Below are 18,288 nucleotides of genomic sequence, written 5' to 3' on the forward strand. Positions count from 1 at the left end.
ACTGACAATCTTCAATCCAAAAGGAATTGTCTCAAACCCAACCAACCCGAAGGAAGGCCAGGCACGAGGTCAATCAATAAATTGGCATTGACAATGTGCACGCTGTTGAGTTCTCAAGGACCAGACGCACTCCCCCACTCGACACCCGAAGATGCTCCGCCAGAGAGGCTGGTGAATCCGCTGCCCGGGGAAGAACCGTGGCGGACAAGATCCCCGGGTAAACCCAGTGACCGTCTCAGCCGTTCCGTTCTCCGCCGCCGTGGCAACGAGAGGTAACACTACACAGGCTCCGGGGGCCTCGCCAACCGTGGTTCCTCCCGGGCGTGTCGGCTCGGGAGCCCCCGTCGGCGGCGGGGCTACTCCGCAGCAGCGAGCTGCCCGCAGGCCCCGTCGATCTCCTTGCCGCGGGTGTCGCGCAGGGTCGTCGGGATGCCCGCGGCGTTGAGCCGGCGGACGAACTCGTCCTGCACGTGCACCTCGGACGAGGTCCACACGGAGCCCGGCGTCGGGTTGAGCGGGATCGGGTTGACGTGCACCCAGCCCTTGCCGCGCTTGTTGAGCTTCTCGGCGAGCAGGTCCGCACGCCAGGCGTGGTCGTTCATGTCCTTGATGAGCGCGTACTCGATCGAGACACGACGGCCCGTCTTGACGTAGTAGTTGTGTGCGGCGTCGATCGCCTCGTCGGCCCTCCAGCGCGAGTTCACCGGGATGAGCTCGTCGCGGAGTTCGTCGTCAGGAGCGTGCAGCGACAGCGCGAAGGTCACCGGGATGTTCTCGTCCGCCAGCTTGAGGATCGCGGGAACCAGTCCGACGGTCGAGATCGTGATGCCGCGGGCGCTCATGCCGAGGCCGTTCGGCTGCGGCGCGACCATGAGCCGCACGGCGTCCATCACCCGCTTGTAGTTGGCGAGCGGCTCCCCCATGCCCATGAACACGATGTTCGTCACGCGCTCGGCGTCGACGCGGTCCTTGCCACCCTTGCGGGGATCGCCCCCGAGCTCCCCCGCGGCGATGGCCGCGTTGGCCCGCACGATCTGCTCGATGATCTCGGCGGTCGACATGTTGCGGGTCAGCCCTGCCTGGCCGGTGGCGCAGAACGGGCAGTTCATGCCGCAGCCGGCCTGCGACGAGACGCAGAGCGTGATGCGGCCCGGGTACCGCATGAGCACCGACTCGACCAGGGCGCCGTCGTGCAGCTTCCACAGGAACTTGATCGTGTCGCCGTTGTCCGTCGCCAGGCGCCGGGTCTCGGTCAGCAGGGGCGGCAGCATCCCGGCGACGAGCTGCTCGCGCTGGGCTGCCGGCAGGTCGGTCATCTTGTCCGGGTCGGACGTGTAGTGCGTGAAGTAGTGGGTCGCGAGCTGCTTCGCGCGGAAGCCCGGCAGCCCGAGTTCCTTGACGCGTGCCTCGCGCTCCTCGGCCGTCAGGTCGGCCAGGTGGACGGGCGGCTTGCCGCGCTTCGGCGACGCGAACTGCAGCAGCGGACGGCCGTCGGTGTCGGTCGCCTGCTTCCAGCCCTCGGTGCGCGGGCGCACCTGCGGACGAGCAGACTGCTGCTGTTCGAACGGGGTACGGGTGTCGGAAGCCATCAGGCCAGGATACGGGAGGCCCGTGACACGTCGGTGCCGGACCCTCCGGTGGCCGGGATGGTCACCGTCGACGGCCCCGCCTGCGCCGGGTCAGCTGCCGGCGGGCAGCAGGCGCGCGAAGTGGTGCGCGGCCGAGTACATCGGCACGATGTCGACGACCTCGCCCGGGTGCGGTGCCTGCAGCACGAGTCCCTGGCCGAGGTACAGCCCGACGTGGTCCTCGTCGTCGTACACGACCAGGTCACCGGGCAGCGCCTCGGACTCGGGGATCGTCGTCGCCGCGGCGTCCTGCGTCGGGACGTAGTGCACGAGCGGGATGCCGACGGCCGCGTACGCGACCATCGTCAGGCCGGAGCAGTCGATGCCCTCGTGGCTCGCGCCGCCCTCGACGTACGGGTCCCCCATGTACTGCAGAGCGGTCTCGACGATGGTGGCGCGATCGCCGCCGGCGGACAGCGCCGCCGACAGGGCCGACTGCGCCTGGGCCGTCGTCACCCCGAAGCGCAGGTCGAGCGTCGGGTACGAGACGACCGTGGTCGTGGTGGTCATGCCGTCGGTCGTGACGACGGGGACCTTGACGTCGTGCGCCACGGTGAAGGTCTGCGCGGCCTGCGAGGTCGTCGTGCCCTGCTGCGTCTCGGCCGGGGTCGCCGCGTTCGCCGGCACGGCCAGCGTCAGGCTCGAGGTCACGGCGATCGCCGGAGCGAGCAGGATCGCTGCACGCTTGGCGTTCGCGGTGCGGCGGATGTGCCGCGGGTCGACGGCCCGCTCGGCACGCAGGACGGCCTTCCGGCTCAGGACGGCCGCACCGGCGCTCGAAGCGACTGGGAGCGGACGCGGCTGCATCCGGACGGTGCGGGTCGGCTTCGGGTGCTCCACGAACGTGGCCCGGGCAGCAGCGGGCCCGAGGGCCGAGCGACGACCACGCGGGCGGGACAGCTGCGGCTGCGGCGACGCCGGAGCGGGTTCCACCGCGGAGTGCGGGGTCCCGCGCGAGGGCTGTCGGTCTTCGGCTGCTGCAGGCAGGGAGTGGCGTCCCATGGGTCCTTCCGGGTCGGGACCGCTGGGCGATCCGGAAAGTAACGTATTGGTCACGGGGCGGATCGAGGCTGGGCAGTCCCGGAGTGTTCCTGCGGCTCGTCACAGGAACGGGCGATCCTCGCAGGTCGCTCAGATGCGGCGGATCCGCGCCCGGGGGCCCGAGGACCCGGCCTCAGACGGACGCGACCCGCATGACGGCGGCGATCCGGGCCTCCCGGTCGGACGACAGGCGGTCGAGGCGAGCCGCCAGCGCCACGACGGACGCGTCGACCGGGGCGTCCCCCGAGATGTCCCCCGACACCGGGACGCCGGCACGGACCGCGAGCGGCAGCACGCCGGCCCAGACCGTGTGGTCCTCGCCGTCGTCCGCGGCCTCGCCGTTGCCCTGGAACCGGACCTTCACGCTCGCGCGGTCGAGGGGCAGCTGCAGGACCTGGGTGGCGCGGACCTCCTTCGGGGTCATCTCGCGGACCTCGTCGCGGCGGCCGGGCATGAGGTGGTCGGAGACCTGCCAGAGCGCCTCGGTGCGGAGTTCAGGCGGCACGACCGTCGCGGCGCCCGCGATCATCGCGCTGCGGTAGTTCGCCGAGCTGTCGAAGGTCGAACGAGCGAACACGAGCCCGTCCAGGTGCGTGACCGTCGCTGCGACCTGCACGCCGGTGGCCCCTGCTTCGAGGAAGAAGCCGCCGCCGGTCGATCCGTGCAGCAGCAGGACCGGGCCGGCGCCGAGGTCGCCGACGCCGCACAGGAAGGGCAGGACGATCGGGTGTCCACCGCGGACGAACCCGACGTGGGCGAGGTGTGCCTCGTCGAGGATCGCCCGCAGGACGGCGGGGTCGTCGGACTGGCGCTCGCGGATGCGTCGGACGCGCAGGTCGGGGCCGTCGGTGGCGTTCGGGGTGCTCATGCGGGCCACGCTAGGTTCGACAGTGGTCCAGTGCTTGGACCAGATCGAGGTGATCATGGTGGACCAGTTCGGCAAGACCGCAGGGGTCGTCGAGCGCATCCGGCGGATGGTCCACGACGGCACGCTGCGCGAGGGCGATCCGCTGCCCTCGACCCGGGCGTTGGCAGCCGAGCTCGGCGTCGCACGCGGCACGGTCGTCGCCGCCTACGACCAGCTCGACGGCGAGGGCTGGATCCGGACTCGACACGGTGCGGTGGCGCGGGTGGTCGCCGCGGCCGGCGCCGCGGGTGGAGCAACCGGTTCGGCCTTCCCGGATGCGGCCGGTCCTCGTGTGCTGCCGACCGCGACCGGCCCGGGTGCGACGGCGGCGTCAGCGTCAGCCACCGCAGCCCGGCTCATCGACTGCCGCCCCGGGGTCCCCGCCGTCACCGCGATCGCGCAGCGGGACTGGCGTGCGGCGTGGCGGGCGGCGGCCGACGCCCCACTGCGGAACGCGGTCGCGGACCCCCTCGGCACGGTGGAACTCCGAGCGCAGGTGGTCGCACAGCTCGGCCTGAGCCGCGGGTTCGCCCCGTCGGTCGACCGGGTGCTGCTGACCGCAGGGACCTCCGAGGCGTTGTCGCTCGTCACCGAGGCGCTCCGCGTGCACCTCGGTCGCGCACCCGTGTTCGCGGTCGAGGACCCGGGGTACCGGACCGGTCAGCGTGCGGTGCTCAGCGCGGGCGGGACCGTGGTCGGCATCCCGCTCGACGACGACGGGATGGACCTCGACGCCCTGACCGCCGCACCGCCGGTCGACGTCGTGCTCGTCACGCCGACGCACCAGTACCCGCTCGGCTCGGTGATGCCGGTGGCACGACGGCAGCGGTTGCTCGCCTGGGCTGCGGCGACGGGCACGCTCGTGGTCGAGGACGACTACGACTCGGAGTTCCGGCACCGCGGCAGCCCGGTGCCCGCCCTCGCGGCGCTCGACGCCGAGGGGGTGGTGCTGCACGTCGGCGGGTTCTCGAAGACGCTCGACCCGCGGCTGCGCTGCTCCTACGTCGTGCTGCCCGGGGCGACAGGCGGGCCGGTCGGGGCCGGGTCCGGGGCCGGGGCCGGGTCCGTGTCCGTGTCCGTGTCCGTGGCAGGGGTCGCCGACGCGGTGCTCGCTGCCCGTCGCGCCCGCGGCGCGGTCGTCGCCGAGCCCGTGCAGGTCGCACTCGCCCACCTGCTCCGGACCGGTGCGCTCCGCCGGCACCTCGGCCGGGTCCGGCGGGACTACACGCACCGTCGCGCCCGGATCGCGGCCCGGCTCGACGGCGTCGCCGGGCTGGAGGCCCGTGCCCTGACCGGCGGACTGCACGCCGTGGTCGTCTGGTCGGGTCCGGCGACCGGGCAGGAGGTCGCCGCGCGGATGGCCGGTGCCGGCGTGCTCGTCTCGACGCTCGAGGAGTACGGGCTGGCTCCGGGCAGCACGCCGGCCGGGGTCGTGCTGGGGTACGGGGCGGTGACGGCGCCGGAGCTGGACCGGGCGCTGGACGCGGTGATCGGGGCGGTCGAGCGGGCCGAGACCGTTGCGTGACCCGGGCGACCCCGGTGACCCTGGTGCCCGTGGCGTCCCGGTGGGCTCTGGCCGCCGGGGCAGTCGCGATCAGCCGCCGGGGCAGTCGCGATCAGCCGCCGGACTGCGCGGTCGCGACCACGTTCGATCCGGCCTGCTGGCACGCGGTGTTCAGGGTGCGCCCGACGAGCTCCCACTCGGGGCTGCCCTCGAGCGCCGGCCCCGACGTGGGTGCCGGGTGGGCGTCGAGGTACTCGTGCGCGTAGTCGATGGCGTTGTCGAGCCGGTCGTCGCTGCTCGACAGGTGCTCGTACCCGAAGCGCTCTGCCGCGATCAGCGCCTCGTACTGCGCCTCGGTCAGGGCACCGCGGGAACGACCGTCCGAGGCGTTCAGGGCGATCGTCGACAGCGCGCTGATCTGCCCGCAGACAGCCGCAGCGCTCAGGTCCTCCTCCATCGGGTCCACCGTGGGGGACGCCGCTGGAGCGTCCACCGCTGCGTCCGCCGACCGGGCGCTCGACGAGGTCGGCGTCGGTGTCGACGAGGCGTCGGCGGAGCAACCGGACAGGGCAAGGGACGCGAGCAGCGCACCGACGACGACGGGCAGGGCGAGTCGGAGGGAAGCCATACCCGCCATCGTGGCAGCGCCGTGGTCACGCACGGGGCGTCGTGTCGCGATCGAGACCTCGTCGATACCGGATCGTGAGCAGGCGGGGCGAGCCGGTGGTCAGTGCTGCTGCAGGTGTGCGCGCACCCGTGCTTGCACGGCGGCGGCGTCGCGGTGGTCCCAGAGCGCGAAGTGCGTGCCACCCGGCAGCGTGACGAGCTCCGCGCCGGGGATCGCTGCGGCCGCACGGGCGCTGTCGTCGTGCACGACCTCGGCGTCGGCGTCCCCGTGCACCAGGAGCGTCGGGGTCCGGACGGCGCCGAGGTCGAGCGACTCGACGGCCGCGAGCTGGCGCACGTCGTTGTCCCAGCCGACGCGTCGGGGCCCGGAAGAGTTGCCCGTCCGGGCGAGGCCGAGCAGGAACGCCCGCCGCTCCGGGTCGGCCATGACGGCGGCGACGTGTTCCCGCAGGGCTCCGCCACGCAGTGTGCTCACGCCGGCCACCGCAGCGCGTGCCGCGGCAGCCGGGGCGATGCGCGCAGCGGCCGCTGCCAGACGGGCACCGAACGCAGTGTCGGTCACGAGTCGTTCGGTGGGTCCGGCCGGCCCGGGGACCCAGCGACTCGACACCCCGGAGGCGACGGCGAGCGCTCTGGTCCGGTCCGGGTGTCGGACCGCCAGGCGGTACGCGGCCGGGGCGCCACCCGACCACGCCAGCACACCGACGCGGCCGATCCCGATGTCGTCGAGGACACCGGCGAGCTGGTCGGCCTCGTCGTCGATGGTGGGTCGCTCGGCGTCGAGCCGGGTGCCGAGGTAGCCGGGCCGCGACACCGTGACCACCCGGAAGTCCTCGGACGGCAGGAAGCCGGCCATCAGCTCGGCGACGTCGATCCCGCCGGGACTGCCGTGCAGGACGAGCACGGGGACGCCGGTGTCGGAGCCTCGGGTCCCGACCTCGACGCCACGGGTGACCGCTCGGGTCGAAGGGGGCATTGCCCGACGATACTGCGCGCGACCGTGCGGTGTCGGCGGAGGGGTCAGCGGGCCTCGGGGCGCGCGGAGCCGCGGGTGCTCATGAGGTCGGCGAGGGACGGTTCGGCCTCGTCGGTGGGCACGGCCCAACCACGTCGGGCGGCCTTGCGGACGAGACGGTAGGTGGTGACCTGGACGGGCTCCACCCCGTCGGCGGATTCGTAGTTCGTCATCGTGGTTTTCTCCCTGAATCGCGAGTGGTTCGCTGCAGCCGAAAGTACCCGGACGCCGTACCCCCGGACGGGGGCCTGCGTTCCATGGCCAAACGCCGGAGAGCGCGCCACCAGGACCCTCGCGCCAGCGGGATTGTTTGCATACAATGCGAACATGTTGGTCACCGTCGACCCGACCGCGCGGGCCACCCTCGCCGAACAGGTCGCGTCGCAGATCCGGCACGCGATCGCACGCGGAGACCTCGCGAGCGGGGAACGCCTGCCGTCGGCGCGCGACCTCGCCGCCGCGGTCGACGTCAACATGCACACGGTGCTGCGCGCCTACGCGCAGCTGCAGGACGAGGGACTGATCGAACTGCGGCGGGGTCGCGGAGCAACGGTCCTGCGATCGGGCAACGCCTCGTTCGACCGGCTGCGCACGCTCGTCGATGAGCTGCGCGACCAGGCCGACACGCTCGGGGTCCCGCTCGACGACCTGTTCACGATGATCAAGGGGGCACGATGACGAACCGACCGATGCACGCGAGGACTCGCCTGGCTGTGGTGGCACCCGGGATGGTGGTGTTGCTCGCCCTGGTGGTCGCGGCCCTCGTCGCCGCACCGAGCCTGCCGGACCGCATGGCCGTCCACTTCGGAGCCGACGGCACCGCGGACGGCTGGAGTTCGCCCTGGCCTTCGCGGCACTGCGGATGCCCGACCGCCGGACCGCCGCCACCCTGGTGCTCGTGGCCAACCTGTTCGCCGGCAGCCTGGGCACCGCCTGGATCGTGCTCGCCGCGACGAACACCGTCGGCGACGGGACGCTGTCCGGCTGGTGGACCGTGCCGTTCCTGGCCGTCAGCGCGGTCATCGCCGCGGTCCCGGTCGTCGCGCTCGTCCGGACGGCTCCCCCGGTGCCGGCGCACGACGTCGAACCGCTGCGCATCGGGTCGGACACGCGGGTCGCGTGGCGCGCCCGCATCGGTAGCCGGTGGTTCGCGGCGCTCGGGGCCGTCGTCGTCGGACTCGGCATCGGCACGGGGCTCGCGACGGCCCCGGCGAGCCTCGGCACGGCCGTCGCGTCCGGAGCGGTGTTGGTCGTCGCCGGGCTCGCCGTGCTGGTGCTCGCCCGGGTGGAGCTCACCGTGGACCGTCGCGGGATGCGCCTGACCTCGACCTGGACCCGCATCCCGCTCATGCGCGTCCCGCTCGAGCGGATCGAGTCCTGCGGGTGGGAGGACGTCTCGCCCGGACAGTGGGGCGGCTGGGGCTACCGGTTCTCCGGCCGTGGGGTCGCCTACGTGGTGCGGTCCGGGCCGGGCCTCGTGGCACGGCTCCGCGGCGGGCAGGCGCGGATGGTGACGGTGCCGGACGCTGCGGGCGGGGCCGCGGCCCTGGGCGCACTGCTCGCCCACCGCACGCCGGCCTGACGGGGCTGCGCCGGGCCTCCCGGTCGGGGTGGTGACGCCACGAGTCTCGGGTGAGGCGACAGTCCTCGCGCTGCGGAGCCCGAGAGGTGCCGCTCAGCCCGAGACTCGTGGGCGAGCGCGCGCCGCAGGCGGTCAGAGGCTCGTCATGCCGCCGTCGACGCGGAACTCGGCGCCCGTCGCGTAGGACGACTCCGCGCTGGCCAGGTAGACCATGATGCCGGTGACGTCGTCGGGGGTCCCGGGGCGGCCGAGGGGCGTGCGGGAGACGATCGCGGCCCGCGCTTCGGGGTCGCCGGAGATCGCCTGGACGAGGCCGGTCTCGGTGTAGCCCGGCACGACGGTGTTCACCCGGATGCCGTCCCGCGCGTAGGCCATCGCGGTCGCGCGGACGAGCGCGTGGATGCCGCCCTTGGTCGACGAGTAGGCCGCGAAGTCCGCCCCCTCGCCGTTCAGCCCGGTGGGTGATCCCGTCGCGATGATCGACCCGCCGCCGCCGGCCGCGAGCATCGCCCGGACGGCGTGCTTCACGGTGAGGAACGTGCCCGTCAGGTTCACCGAGACCGTGCGGTTCCAGGTGTCGAGCGACACGTCCGCGACCGCAGCGTCGTGGCCGAACAGTTGCACGCCGGCGTTCGCGACGACCACGTCGGGCGTCAGGTCGCGCTCCGCGAGGGCGGCGAACCCGGCTGCGACGCTGGCCTCGTCGGCGATGTCCATGGTGAGTGGCAACGCGAGCGCCCCGGCCGCCGCTGCTGCGGCGCCCGCCGCCGTCGCATCCCGGTCGGCGTAGACCACGCGCGCGCCCTCGGCGACGAACCGGTCCGCGATCGCACGGCCGATGCCGGAGCCCGCCCCCGTGACGAGTGCGGTCGTGTGGTCGAGTCGTGCGGTCATGCGGGAGCTCCGTCCTGGGAGCGTCGTCGCTCCACGGACCCATCATTGCCCAACCGGTTGACCGGTGGTAGTCATGAGCCATGACTGCGGTGTCGATCGGTGCGTGGCGGTTCACGCTGCGCGGTGCCGAGCTCGCCGACCTCGCGTACGACGGCGGACCGGTGCTGCGGGCGATCCGGTTCGTGACGCGTGACCACGACTGGCGCACCGCCGACGACACCGTGCTCACCCGGACGACCGACGCCGACGCCGACCGCACGAGCGGGCGGGTCGGCATCGAGGCAAGCGCCCGCTACGACGGCACCGAGGTGCTCCGGTACACCCTCGAGGTCACGGTCGACGGTCCCACTCTGCACGTCGACGCGGTCGGCACCACGACGACGCCGTTCCGCCGCAACCGCATCGGCCTGGTCGTGCTCCACCCGCCGGCGCTGGCCGGCGTGCCCGTCACCGCGCGGCACCCGTCCGGCACCGTCACCCAGGCCGCGTTCCCGACCTGGATCGCGCCGCACCAGCCGGCCGCCGACCTGTCGGGGCTGGACTGGTCGACGGGTCGGGTCGCGCTGACGCTCGACCTGGCCGGCGACGTGTTCGAGACCGAGGACCAGCGCAACTGGACCGATGCCTCGTTCAAGACCTACTCGACGCCGTTGTCCGAGCCGTTCCCCGTCGCGCTCGACGCGGGTTCCGTGGTCCACCAGTCGCTCACGCTGCGCGCGACGACGGACGGCCGACCGGGAGGCACGGCCTCCCCCGCCCCGGACCTCGCGTTCCTGGACGGTCCGGCTCCCACCGCCGTGGTCGCCCCGCCGCCGACGCTCCAGCTGCTCGCCGCCTCGGCCCCGGCGGCTGCGCGCCCGGCCGAGGCGCGCCCGACCGCGGTGCCGCTCGACGTGCCGGTCCTGGTGGAGCCCGTGCTCGGCGATCCGAACGTCGAGGCCGTCCTGGCGTCCGCTCGACGCGATGCGGGTGGCGGGCCGCTCGACGTCCGGTTCGTCACCGACGACCCGGTCCGGCTGCGCGCCGCGATCGACGACGTGCTCGACTCGGGCACGGTCGTGCGGATCGGCGCGTTCGACCCGACCTCGCACGTGACGACCCCGGCGCTGCAACGGGCCCTGCGCGACGCGGCGGCTGCTGCCGGCGACCTCGAGGTCGTGGCGGGCACCCGCGCGCACTTCACGGAGCTGAACCGGACCGTCGACCTGTTCCGCGACTGGGACGGCCCCCTGACCTTCAGCGTGACGCCGCAGATGCACGACCGGTCGCCCGAACAGGTGACCGAGTCGATCCGGATGCAGCGCTGGGTGGTGATGAGCGCCTCCAGGCTGGCCGCCGGCAGGGCGCTCCACGTCGGACCGGTGACGCTGCGGCCACGGTTCAACGCGGTGGCGACGTCCGCGCGCCCGCCGGTGACCGATGCGTCGATCGACGCCGGGTACGGGCCGCAGTTCGTGCCGGACACGACGGATCCGGAGCAGCACTCGGCGGCGGCCGCGGCGTGGTTCGCGGCGTCGGTGGAGGCGCTGACGGTGCCGGGGGTCGCCTCGATCACCCTCGCCGAGGCTTGGGGACCGCGCGGCGGGCCGTGGGTGCGCGGCGGCCGGTGAGTGCGCGGCGGGCGGTGAGTGCGCGGGGCGGTGAGTGCGCGGCGGGCGGTGAGTGCCGCGAAAGCGACAGATTCCCGCCGATGGTCGGCGGGAATCTGTCGCTTTCGCGGATCAGACGACCGTCAGCGACGGACGGCGTCGATCTTGAGCATCTTGGCGATGACGCTGTCGAGCTCGCTGTCGTCGAAGACCTGCTTCCAGTCCTCCTTGATGAGCTTCTCGCGGCCGTAGCCCATCGCGATGTGGCACGCGTCCGAGAACGGGTTCGAGCCGCGCAGGCCGTTGGTCAGCGCGATCCAGGTGTGGCCGTAGAGCATGGCGCGGGCGGCCTCGCGGGGCACGCCGACGCCGGTGACGGTCTCCTCGAGGGCGTCGTTGAGGAAGTCGCCGATCATGCAGGCGATGGTCTCGACCAGGGTCGGCTCGAGCACGGCGAGCTGCTTCACGGTGACCCAGTGCACCTGGATGACGGGCGCGTACATGGTGGTGATGACGGCCTCGGCGATCGCCTTGGCGCGCTCGTCCTGGTCGCCGAGGGACTCGGACGGGTCGAACGCCGCGATGACCTCCTGCGGGGCGGCGATGCCCCCGAAGGTGTCGTCCCACTCGGCCTTGGTGGTGCGCTCGAGGAACACCGACGGGTGGCACGGGTGCGCGACGGCGTAGTGGATGTCCTCGCGCTTGGCGAGCAGTCCGGCGTAGGCGGCGGCCGGGTCGAGCGTCAGGATGCTGGCACCCGACTTCATGACCGGGACGAGCTGTTCCGAGATGGTGCCGAGCAGGACGTCCGGCACGGCGAGGATGACCACGTCGGCGACCTTGGCGGCCTCGACGCTGTCGGTGAGTGACCGGCCGAGCGCCTGGATGCGCTCCTGCCCGGCGGGCGAGGCCTCGCTGTAGAGCGTCGTGTACTCGCTCTTCGCGAAGTTGTTCGAGACGCGGGTGCCCATCTTGCCGCCGGCACCGATCACGGCGACGGTGACGTCGGCCGTACCGGATCCGGCAGCGACGGTGTGGGGGGTGGTGACGGTGTCGGTCATGATTCCTTGCTCCTGATGTGCTCGATGGTGTGTTCGGTCCACGCCGCCTCGATGCGGGTGGTGGTCTGTGCGGGCGTCTCGCCCGGTCGTGGGTCGGCACCCGCGTGCTCGTCCTGCCAGGGCAGCCAGAACTCGATGACGCGGTTGATCCCCCGGGCGTCGGGGTCGATCGCGGCGCGGACGGCGTCGTGGTCGATGACCCCGGAGCCCATCGGGACGCCGGTGTACTGGAACCCGACCCACCCCGGCGACCGGGTGAACCCGGAGTCCTTGACGTGCCAGTTGACGACGTGCGGGGCGGTCATCGCGACGACGTCGGCGGGGTGTTCGAGCCGTGCGACGGTGTTCGCCGGGTCCAGGCAGATGCCGAGGTGGTCGGAACCGATCGCCTGCACGACCGCGACGAGGTCGGCGGTGGCGACGACCTCGTAGGTCTCGAGGGCGAGCGTCACTCCCGCTGCCTCGTAGGCGGGGAGCGCCTGGCGCAGACGGCGTTCGGTCTCGGCGGCGTCCGGCTGGTCGTCGCCGCTCGTCCACATCGACCGGACGAGCGTCGCGCCGAGCACCTGCGCGATGTGCAGGTACCGGGCGAGGTGCGCCGGGTCGGTGCCGCGGGTGCCGACCTCGAGTGTGAGCCCGAGGTCGTCAGCCAGCGTCCGGATCGCGGCCAGCCGGTCGTCCGACGCGGTGTCGAGCGGCTGGTGGTCGCAGATCTGGAACAGGTCGACGCCGTCGTGGTTGGCGGCGTCGCGCAGGGCGTCGTCGAGGGACAGCGGCGCCGGCACACGGTCGGACATGCGCCAGGTGTAGGCGTAGGTGGAGAGACCGAGCAGCGAGGTCATGCGGTCGCCCCCAGCGCCTCGGCTTCGTCGAGGATGGTGCGGATCGCCTCGGGGTCGTGGGCGAATCGGCCGAGGAACAGGCCACCGATACGGCCCTGTCCCCGGGTGAGCAGGCCCGGCCCGGCGCTGCCGCCGTAGATGACGACCGAACCGGCGAGCTCCGGGCGGTTCGCCAGGTGCTGCTCGATGCCCGCGAGCACCGCGACGATGTGCTCGTCGGGAGCGGGCTGCGGTGCGCCGATGGCCCAGACCGGCTCGTAGGCGGCGATGACCGGCCCGGAGAGCCCGTCGGCGACGGCCGTCGCGACGAAGCGGTCGAGCTGCGCGGTGACCTCGGCGACGGCAGCGGACGGGTCGCCGTCGGCAGCCCGGTCGGTCTCACCGATGCAGATGAGGGGACGCAGGCCGTTGCGGAAGGCGGCGTGCACCTTGCCGGCGATGTCCTGGTCGGACTCGTGGAACAGGGAGCGACGCTCGGCGTGCGCGATCTCGACCAGGTCGACCCCGACCTCGCGGAGTTCGCGGCCGGACACCTCGCCCGTGAAGGCACCCTCGTCGGCCCATGCCAGGTCCTGCGCGCCGAGGAGCACCGGGGTGCGCTCGAGCACGGCGTGCACCGGTACGAGCGACGGGAACGTCGGGATGACGAAGAGTTCAACGGCGCCGGACTGCACCGCGGGGTGGGTCCGGGCGATGTCGGCCACGGCGGCCGCCCACTCGAGCGTCCGGGCGTGCCCGAAGTACATCTTGAGCGACACCCCGATCGTGATCGAGGCCGCCGCCGTGGTCGCCGGCATCAGGCGTCGGTCCCGACCGGGGCCGAGCCGTCGTACTCGCAGATGGCCTGGACCTTCGACGCGCTGGCGCTGGAGCGGTCGAACTCGTAGCCCAACCACTCCTTCGCCATCCGGCGGGCGACCTCGACGCCGACGACGCGCTGGCCCATGCAGAGGACCTGGGCGTCGTTCGACAGGACCGAACGCTCGACACTGAACGAGTCGTGCGCCGTGACGGCCCGGATGCCGGGGACCTTGTTCGCCGCGATCGCGACACCGAGTCCGGTGCCGCAGATCAGGATCGCGCGGTCCGCCTCACCCGACGCGACGAGTCGCGCTGCGTCGACGGCCACGTGCGGGTACGCGGTGTGCCCGTCCGCGTCGACGCCGACATCGACGACCGACGCCACGCGCGGGTCTGCCTGCAGGTCCTGCTTGATGATCTCCTTGTAGTCGAACCCGGCATCGTCCGAGCCGACGACGATGCGGAACTGCTGGTCACTCATGCGGGTGCCTTTCGTGGTGGTGTGGGTCAGGCGGGGACGGAGACGGTCGACAGGACCGCCGCGGTGATCAGGGCGAACGAGATCGCACCGGCGTCGGGGGTGCCGACCGCGTCCTCGCCGTGGGTGCGGGCGCGGCCCATCTTCGGCAGCAGCTCGGCGGTCGCATCGGCGGCAGCAGTCGCCGCGGCGGACGCGGCCGACCAGGCACGGACCAGGTCGTCGCCGGCCGCGACGCAGTCGGTGAGGACCTGGTCGAACGGGACGATCGCGTCGACCATGGTCTTGTCACCGGGGACCGCACCGAAGGCGAGGACCGTCTCGGTGGCGGCGTGCACCGCGCTCTGGACCGTGGCAGCTGACGGACGCTCGTCGTCCCCGAGGACGCGACCCAGTGCCTCCAGGGCGGCTCCCCAGATCGCACCGGACGTTCCACCGGCCTTGTCGGACCACGCGTCCCCGGCGATCGCCAGGACGCTGCCGGCACCGGCGCCGCGCGTCACCGCGTCCGCGGCGGCGCGGTCCGCGGCGGTGGCGCCGCGCTGCATGCCGATCCCGTGGTCGCCGTCGCCGGCGACGGCGTCGATGCGACCGAGTTCGTCGGCGTGGTCGTCGATGGTGGTGCGGATGGCCGCGATCGCCGCGGCGACCCGGACGGCGGACGCCTGCGACGCCTCGGAACCGACCGTGACGGGCGCCTGGACGTCGGCCGCGAGGACGTCGGCGGCGACCGGCTGCTGCGGGACGGCACCGCCCTTGCGGTACGCGGGGCTGTCGGCGGGCGCGGCCCAGAGCTGCTCGAGTTCGTCGTCGAGCCAGAAGAGCGTCAGCGAGACGCCGGCCATGTCGAAGCTCGTGACGAGTTCGCCGACCTCGGGCTCGACGACCACGACGCCCGCGTCGGTGAGCTTCCGCTGCACGGCACCGAAGGCGACGAAGAGCTCCTCGTACTTGACGGAACCGAGGCCGTTCAGGATCGGGACGACGCGCTGGCCGGCGTGCGCTTCCACCCCCTCCGGCAGCTCGGTCAGCAGCTTGTCGACGAGCAGGTCGGCCAGTCCGGACGCGGTGGGGACGTCGGCTTCGGCGATGCCGCGTTCGCCGTGGATGCCCATGCCGATCGCCATCCGACCCTCGGGGACGGTGAAGAGCGGCTCGTCCGCGCCGGGGAGCGAGCAGCCGGAGAACGCGACGCCGAAGCTGCGCGTGCGGTCGTTGGCACGGGTCGCGATCGCAGTGACCGTGTCGAGGTCGTCCCCGCGTTCCGCGGCGGCACCGGCGACCTTGAAGACGCAGAGGTCACCGGCGATGCCGCGGCGCTTGTGGGCTTCGGCGCTCGGGGCGGAGGCGACGTCGTCGGTCACGCGGACCGTGCGGACGTCGATCCCGCTGTCGGCAAGTGCCCGCGCCGCGGCGTCGAAGTTGAGCACGTCGCCGGCGTAGTTGCCGTAGCTCAGCAGCACCCCGCCGCCGTGCTCGGAGGCCTTCGCGACCGCCGCGACCTGCTGCGCGCTCGGGCTGGCGAACAGGTTGCCCATCGCGGCGCCGGCGGCGAGGCCCGGCCCGACGAGTCCGCCGAAGGCCGGGTAGTGGCCGGAGCCGCCGCCGACGACGAGCGCGACGGTCCCCTCGGGGCTGGTGGTCGAGCGGGCGACGCCGCCGTGGACCCTGCGGACCCGGGCACGGTTCGCGGCCACGAAGCCGTCGACCATCTCGTCGGCGAAGTCGGCCGGGTCGTTGAACAGGCGGGTCATGCGTGGCGCTCCTGGGTGGTGGTCGTCGTGGCCTGCGCGGTCGTCTCGGCCTGCGCGGTCGTCGCGGTCGTCGCGGTCGTCGCGGTCGTTTCGAACTGCGCCGCAGCGTCGGCGTCCCGTCGTTCGTTCTGCTTCGTGTTCCGACCGAGCACGAACATCAGCACGCTCGACAGCACCATGAAGAAGCCGACGATGAACATCGGGACCTGGTAGCCGCCGGTCCACCCGCTGACGACGCCCGTGATGTACGGGGCGGCGAACCCACCGAGGTTCCCGATCGTGTTGATGAGCGCGACCCCCGCGGCCGCGGCTGCACCGGTCAGGAACTGCGTCGGCACGGTCCAGAAGTTCGGCAGCGCGGCGAAGATCGCGCAGGCGGTGACCGCGATGACGGCGATCGTGGCGGCCGGGCTGTTCATGTAGAGCGCGACCGGGATGCTCAGTCCGCCGACGAGCGCGGGGACGGCGATGTGCCAGACCCGGACGCCACGGCGGAAGGCGTCACGCGACCAGAAGTACAGGACGACCGCGGCGGGGACGTACGGGATCGCCGTGATCATGCCCTTCTGGAACAGGTCGAACGTGGTGCCGAACTGCTCCTGGAAGCCGTCGATGATCGTCGGCAGGAAGAAGCTCAGCGCGTACAGGCCGTAGATGAAGCCGAAGTAGACCGCGGCGAGCATCCAGACGCGGCCGGAACCGAAGGCTGCACGGAGACCGCCCTTGGCGTGCCCGTCTCCCCCGCCCTTGGCCTTGTTCTCGGCTGCGAGGGCTCCCTCGAGCCACAGCTTCTCGTCCTCGTCGAGCCACTTCGCCTGCGACGGCTTGTCCTTGAGCACGAAGAGGCACAGGATGCCGACGATGATCGCCGGGATCGAGACGCACAGGAACATGAAGCGCCAGCCGGCCAGGCCGCCGAGCATGCCCTCGTGGGTCATCAGCCAGCCGGCGAGCGGGGAGCCGATGACGCTCGTCAGGGGCTGGGCCAGGTAGAACAGCGCGAGCATCTTGCCGCGGTGCCGGGCGGGCACCCACGTCGACAGGAACAGGATCGCGCCGGGGAAGAACCCGGCCTCGGCGATGCCGAGCAGGAAGCGCAGCCCGACGAGCTGCGGGTAGTTCTGCACCCACGTGAAGAGCAGCGAGACGATGCCCCACGTGATCATGATGCGCGCGAGCCAGATGCGCGCGCCGAACTTGTGGAGCGCCAGGTTGGAGGGCACCTCGAGCACGAGGTAGCCGATGAAGAACACGCCGGAGGCGAACCCGAACTGGGCGGCGGTCAGACCGAGGTCCGCCTCCATGCCGTTCGGGGCCGCGAAGGAGATCGCGGTGCGGTCGAGGAAGTTGATGAAGAACATCAGTGCCACGAACGGCACGATGCGGATCGCGATCTTGCGGATGGCCGTCTTCTCGACGACCGAGGTGGGGATGCCTCGCGTGGCGGGGATGTCCACGATGACTCCTGCTCGGTGGGGGTGGTACGACTCCGACCCGTGCTGCTGCGCTCGGACGGAGCGGACGCATCGGTGCGCCTGGTCCAGTGTGCGGATTCCAGGCCGACTTGTCAACCGGTTGACCAGATCGTCCCAAGCACCTCGAAGCCCAACCGGTTGACCGAACGGTACGCTCGCTGCATGCCCGCGTTCAGCCCGGACGACCCCCTCAACATCCGACTCGAACTCGAGTCCGTGCCCGCGGGGTCGCCCGCCTCCGAGGTCGCCCGACAGCTCGTGTCCCTGCTCACGGCGGGCGAGCTGGCCCCTGGTTCGCGGCTGCCGTCCGAGCGGATCCTGGCCGAACGGCTCGGTGTCGGCCGCTCCGCCGTGCGTGAGGCGCTGGCCGCCCTCGAGATCCTGGGCATCGTGCAGATCCGGCCCGGCTCGGGCACGTACCTGCAGGGTGGCACCTCGGACCTGCTGCCGACGACGCTGTCGTGGGGCCTCATGCTCGCCTCGAACCGCACCCGCGAGCTGCTCGAGGTCCGGTCGTCGCTCGAGCGCACGGTCGCGATCCTCGCCGCGCAGCGCGCCACGCCCGAGCAGGTCGCGGAGCTCGGCGAGTACCTCGTCCGGCAAGAGGCGACCCTCGACGACCCCGAGGCCTTCATCGACGCCGACGTGCGCTTCCACGTCCTGCTCGCCCGGGCCGCGGGGAACGACGTGCTCGGCGACCTGCTGCAGAGCCTGCGCTCGATGCTCAGCGTGTGGGTCGGCCGCCGCGTCCAGACCCGCCAGGCCACCGAGGCGGCCTACGACGAACACCGTGCGATCTACGAGGCACTCCGGGCCGGCGACGTGCCAGCCGTGCAGCGGGCGATGGACGAGCACATGGCCACGGCGAGCGCCCGCATCGAGAACGCGGAGCCCATCCCTCCCGCCGAGTGACGCGTGCGCGTGCGCGTGCGCGTGCGCTTCGTGAGCAGAAATGGTCGGGTCCGTGACGGCGACCCGACATCTTCTGCTCACGATCGGGCGGCCGGGAGGCCCGGTGCGGGTCCGCCTCGCACCGTGCGACCTTGCCGGGGCGGCAACAGGGCTTGGGTTCGGCCCGGCAGGTGCGCTC

General features: G+C 72.5%; 18 protein-coding genes and 1 pseudogene. 6 read left to right on the forward strand and 13 right to left on the reverse strand.

Annotated elements, in window-relative coordinates; translation table 11 throughout:
* Positions 1-356: 356 nt before the first annotated feature.
* From rlmN to OGL88_RS15090, 3 genes are all read right to left on the reverse strand, one after another.
* A complete protein-coding gene (gene rlmN, locus OGL88_RS15080; RefSeq protein WP_263091956.1) occupies positions 357-1,589 on the reverse strand; it encodes a 23S rRNA (adenine(2503)-C(2))-methyltransferase RlmN in 1,233 nt (410 codons plus the stop codon).
* 90 nt (positions 1,590-1,679) lie between these two features.
* Positions 1,680-2,630, reverse strand: a complete 951-nt coding sequence (locus OGL88_RS15085; RefSeq protein ID WP_263091957.1) for a C40 family peptidase — start codon at positions 2,628-2,630, stop codon at positions 1,680-1,682.
* A gap of 172 nt (positions 2,631-2,802) precedes the next feature.
* The gene (locus OGL88_RS15090) at positions 2,803-3,537 is read right to left on the reverse strand and encodes a pyridoxamine 5'-phosphate oxidase family protein (protein WP_263091958.1); all 735 of its coding nucleotides are present in this window, start codon (positions 3,535-3,537) and stop codon (positions 2,803-2,805) included.
* Positions 3,538-3,571: 34 nt separating this feature from the next.
* Here OGL88_RS15090 and OGL88_RS15095 point away from each other — a divergent pair, with 34 nt between their 5' ends.
* A complete protein-coding gene (locus OGL88_RS15095; protein WP_263091959.1) occupies positions 3,572-5,101 on the forward strand; it encodes an aminotransferase-like domain-containing protein in 1,530 nt (509 codons plus the stop codon).
* A gap of 91 nt (positions 5,102-5,192) precedes the next feature.
* On the opposite strand, the gene OGL88_RS15100 is transcribed toward OGL88_RS15095, so the two are convergent.
* The 3 genes from OGL88_RS15100 to OGL88_RS15110 all read right to left on the reverse strand — a co-directional run bounded on the left by OGL88_RS15100 (position 5,193) and on the right by OGL88_RS15110 (position 6,895).
* Positions 5,193-5,708 (reverse strand): hypothetical protein, encoded by a 516-nt coding sequence (locus tag OGL88_RS15100; protein ID WP_263091960.1) that lies wholly within the window; start codon positions 5,706-5,708, stop codon positions 5,193-5,195.
* 99 nt (positions 5,709-5,807) lie between these two features.
* On the reverse strand, positions 5,808-6,683 hold the full coding sequence (locus OGL88_RS15105; RefSeq protein WP_263091961.1) for an alpha/beta fold hydrolase: 876 nt from the start codon (positions 6,681-6,683) through the stop codon (positions 5,808-5,810).
* Between the two features lie 44 nt (positions 6,684-6,727).
* Positions 6,728-6,895, reverse strand: a complete 168-nt coding sequence (locus tag OGL88_RS15110) for a hypothetical protein (RefSeq protein ID WP_263091962.1) — start codon at positions 6,893-6,895, stop codon at positions 6,728-6,730.
* A 154-nt stretch (positions 6,896-7,049) separates the two neighbouring features.
* On the opposite strand from OGL88_RS15110, the gene OGL88_RS15115 reads away from it, so the two are divergent.
* The 3 genes and pseudogenes from OGL88_RS15115 to OGL88_RS15125 all read left to right on the forward strand — a co-directional run bounded on the left by OGL88_RS15115 (position 7,050) and on the right by OGL88_RS15125 (position 8,304).
* A complete protein-coding gene (locus tag OGL88_RS15115) occupies positions 7,050-7,400 on the forward strand; it encodes a GntR family transcriptional regulator (RefSeq protein ID WP_263091963.1) in 351 nt (116 codons plus the stop codon).
* A gap of 50 nt (positions 7,401-7,450) precedes the next feature.
* Positions 7,451-7,516 (forward strand): annotated as a pseudogene (locus OGL88_RS15120) (hypothetical protein); the annotation flags it as partial.
* Positions 7,517-7,584: 68 nt separating this feature from the next.
* Positions 7,585-8,304, forward strand: a complete 720-nt coding sequence (locus tag OGL88_RS15125) for a DUF1648 domain-containing protein (protein WP_263091964.1) — start codon at positions 7,585-7,587, stop codon at positions 8,302-8,304.
* A gap of 132 nt (positions 8,305-8,436) precedes the next feature.
* Here the strand turns inward: OGL88_RS15125 and OGL88_RS15130 are convergent, their stop codons facing one another.
* Positions 8,437-9,198, reverse strand: a complete 762-nt coding sequence (locus tag OGL88_RS15130; protein ID WP_263091965.1) for an SDR family NAD(P)-dependent oxidoreductase — start codon at positions 9,196-9,198, stop codon at positions 8,437-8,439.
* Between the two features lie 80 nt (positions 9,199-9,278).
* On the opposite strand from OGL88_RS15130, the gene OGL88_RS15135 reads away from it, so the two are divergent.
* Positions 9,279-10,808 carry a hypothetical protein gene (locus OGL88_RS15135; RefSeq protein WP_263091966.1) on the forward strand — a complete coding sequence of 510 codons (1,530 nt, stop codon included), beginning with the start codon at positions 9,279-9,281 and terminating at the stop codon, positions 10,806-10,808.
* 122 nt (positions 10,809-10,930) lie between these two features.
* Here OGL88_RS15135 and OGL88_RS15140 read toward each other — a convergent pair whose 3' ends face one another.
* Genes OGL88_RS15140 through OGL88_RS15165 form a run of 6 tightly spaced genes read right to left on the reverse strand, consistent with a single transcriptional unit; the run spans position 10,931 to position 17,180 of the window.
* Positions 10,931-11,848 carry a phosphogluconate dehydrogenase C-terminal domain-containing protein gene (locus OGL88_RS15140; RefSeq protein ID WP_263091967.1) on the reverse strand — a complete coding sequence of 306 codons (918 nt, stop codon included), beginning with the start codon at positions 11,846-11,848 and terminating at the stop codon, positions 10,931-10,933.
* On the reverse strand, positions 11,845-12,690 hold the full coding sequence (locus tag OGL88_RS15145; protein ID WP_263091968.1) for a sugar phosphate isomerase/epimerase family protein: 846 nt from the start codon (positions 12,688-12,690) through the stop codon (positions 11,845-11,847). The genes OGL88_RS15140 and OGL88_RS15145 overlap by 4 nt, the downstream gene beginning before the upstream one ends.
* Complete coding sequence (locus OGL88_RS15150; RefSeq protein ID WP_263091969.1) at positions 12,687-13,487, reverse strand: triose-phosphate isomerase family protein; 801 nt, start codon at positions 13,485-13,487, stop codon at positions 12,687-12,689. The genes OGL88_RS15145 and OGL88_RS15150 overlap by 4 nt, the downstream gene beginning before the upstream one ends.
* Positions 13,487-13,972 carry a ribose-5-phosphate isomerase gene (locus OGL88_RS15155; RefSeq protein WP_205462067.1) on the reverse strand — a complete coding sequence of 162 codons (486 nt, stop codon included), beginning with the start codon at positions 13,970-13,972 and terminating at the stop codon, positions 13,487-13,489. Before OGL88_RS15155 ends, OGL88_RS15150 begins: the two co-directional genes overlap by 1 nt.
* Before the next feature lie 26 nt (positions 13,973-13,998).
* Complete coding sequence (locus tag OGL88_RS15160; RefSeq protein WP_263091970.1) at positions 13,999-15,723, reverse strand: dihydroxyacetone kinase family protein; 1,725 nt, start codon at positions 15,721-15,723, stop codon at positions 13,999-14,001.
* Entirely contained in the window at positions 15,720-17,180 is a 1,461-nt protein-coding gene (locus tag OGL88_RS15165; RefSeq protein WP_263091971.1) for an MFS transporter, read from the reverse strand. Before OGL88_RS15165 ends, OGL88_RS15160 begins: the two co-directional genes overlap by 4 nt.
* Before the next feature lie 180 nt (positions 17,181-17,360).
* Here OGL88_RS15165 and OGL88_RS15170 point away from each other — a divergent pair, with 180 nt between their 5' ends.
* A complete protein-coding gene (locus OGL88_RS15170) occupies positions 17,361-18,110 on the forward strand; it encodes a FadR/GntR family transcriptional regulator (protein WP_111086527.1) in 750 nt (249 codons plus the stop codon).
* Positions 18,111-18,288 lie beyond the last annotated feature (178 nt).

The organism is Curtobacterium sp. RIT-PI-V (genome assembly GCF_025642935.1).
In the GTDB taxonomy this organism is placed as follows: Bacteria; Actinomycetota; Actinomycetes; order Actinomycetales; family Microbacteriaceae; genus Curtobacterium.

Bases quoted from the DNA above. Each gene is read 5' to 3' on its own strand.
- OGL88_RS15100 (WP_263091960.1), bottom strand. From the start codon at position 5,708: ATGGCTTCCCTCCGACTCGCCCTGCCCGTCGTCGTCGGTGCGCTGCTC.
- OGL88_RS15170 (WP_111086527.1), top strand. From the start codon at position 17,361: ATGCCCGCGTTCAGCCCGGACGACCCCCTCAACATCCGACTCGAACTC.
- OGL88_RS15160 (WP_263091970.1), bottom strand. From the start codon at position 15,723: ATGACCCGCCTGTTCAACGACCCGGCCGACTTCGCCGACGAGATGGTC.
- OGL88_RS15150 (WP_263091969.1), bottom strand. From the start codon at position 13,487: ATGCCGGCGACCACGGCGGCGGCCTCGATCACGATCGGGGTGTCGCTC.
- OGL88_RS15140 (WP_263091967.1), bottom strand. From the start codon at position 11,848: ATGACCGACACCGTCACCACCCCCCACACCGTCGCTGCCGGATCCGGT.
- OGL88_RS15145 (WP_263091968.1), bottom strand. From the start codon at position 12,690: ATGACCTCGCTGCTCGGTCTCTCCACCTACGCCTACACCTGGCGCATG.
- OGL88_RS15085 (WP_263091957.1), bottom strand. From the start codon at position 2,630: ATGGGACGCCACTCCCTGCCTGCAGCAGCCGAAGACCGACAGCCCTCG.
- OGL88_RS15130 (WP_263091965.1), bottom strand. From the start codon at position 9,198: ATGACCGCACGACTCGACCACACGACCGCACTCGTCACGGGGGCGGGC.
- OGL88_RS15125 (WP_263091964.1), top strand. From the start codon at position 7,585: ATGCCCGACCGCCGGACCGCCGCCACCCTGGTGCTCGTGGCCAACCTG.
- OGL88_RS15135 (WP_263091966.1), top strand. From the start codon at position 9,279: ATGACTGCGGTGTCGATCGGTGCGTGGCGGTTCACGCTGCGCGGTGCC.
- OGL88_RS15110 (WP_263091962.1), bottom strand. From the start codon at position 6,895: ATGACGAACTACGAATCCGCCGACGGGGTGGAGCCCGTCCAGGTCACC.
- OGL88_RS15155 (WP_205462067.1), bottom strand. From the start codon at position 13,972: ATGAGTGACCAGCAGTTCCGCATCGTCGTCGGCTCGGACGATGCCGGG.
- OGL88_RS15105 (WP_263091961.1), bottom strand. From the start codon at position 6,683: ATGCCCCCTTCGACCCGAGCGGTCACCCGTGGCGTCGAGGTCGGGACC.
- OGL88_RS15090 (WP_263091958.1), bottom strand. From the start codon at position 3,537: ATGAGCACCCCGAACGCCACCGACGGCCCCGACCTGCGCGTCCGACGC.
- rlmN (WP_263091956.1), bottom strand. From the start codon at position 1,589: ATGGCTTCCGACACCCGTACCCCGTTCGAACAGCAGCAGTCTGCTCGT.
- OGL88_RS15115 (WP_263091963.1), top strand. From the start codon at position 7,050: ATGTTGGTCACCGTCGACCCGACCGCGCGGGCCACCCTCGCCGAACAG.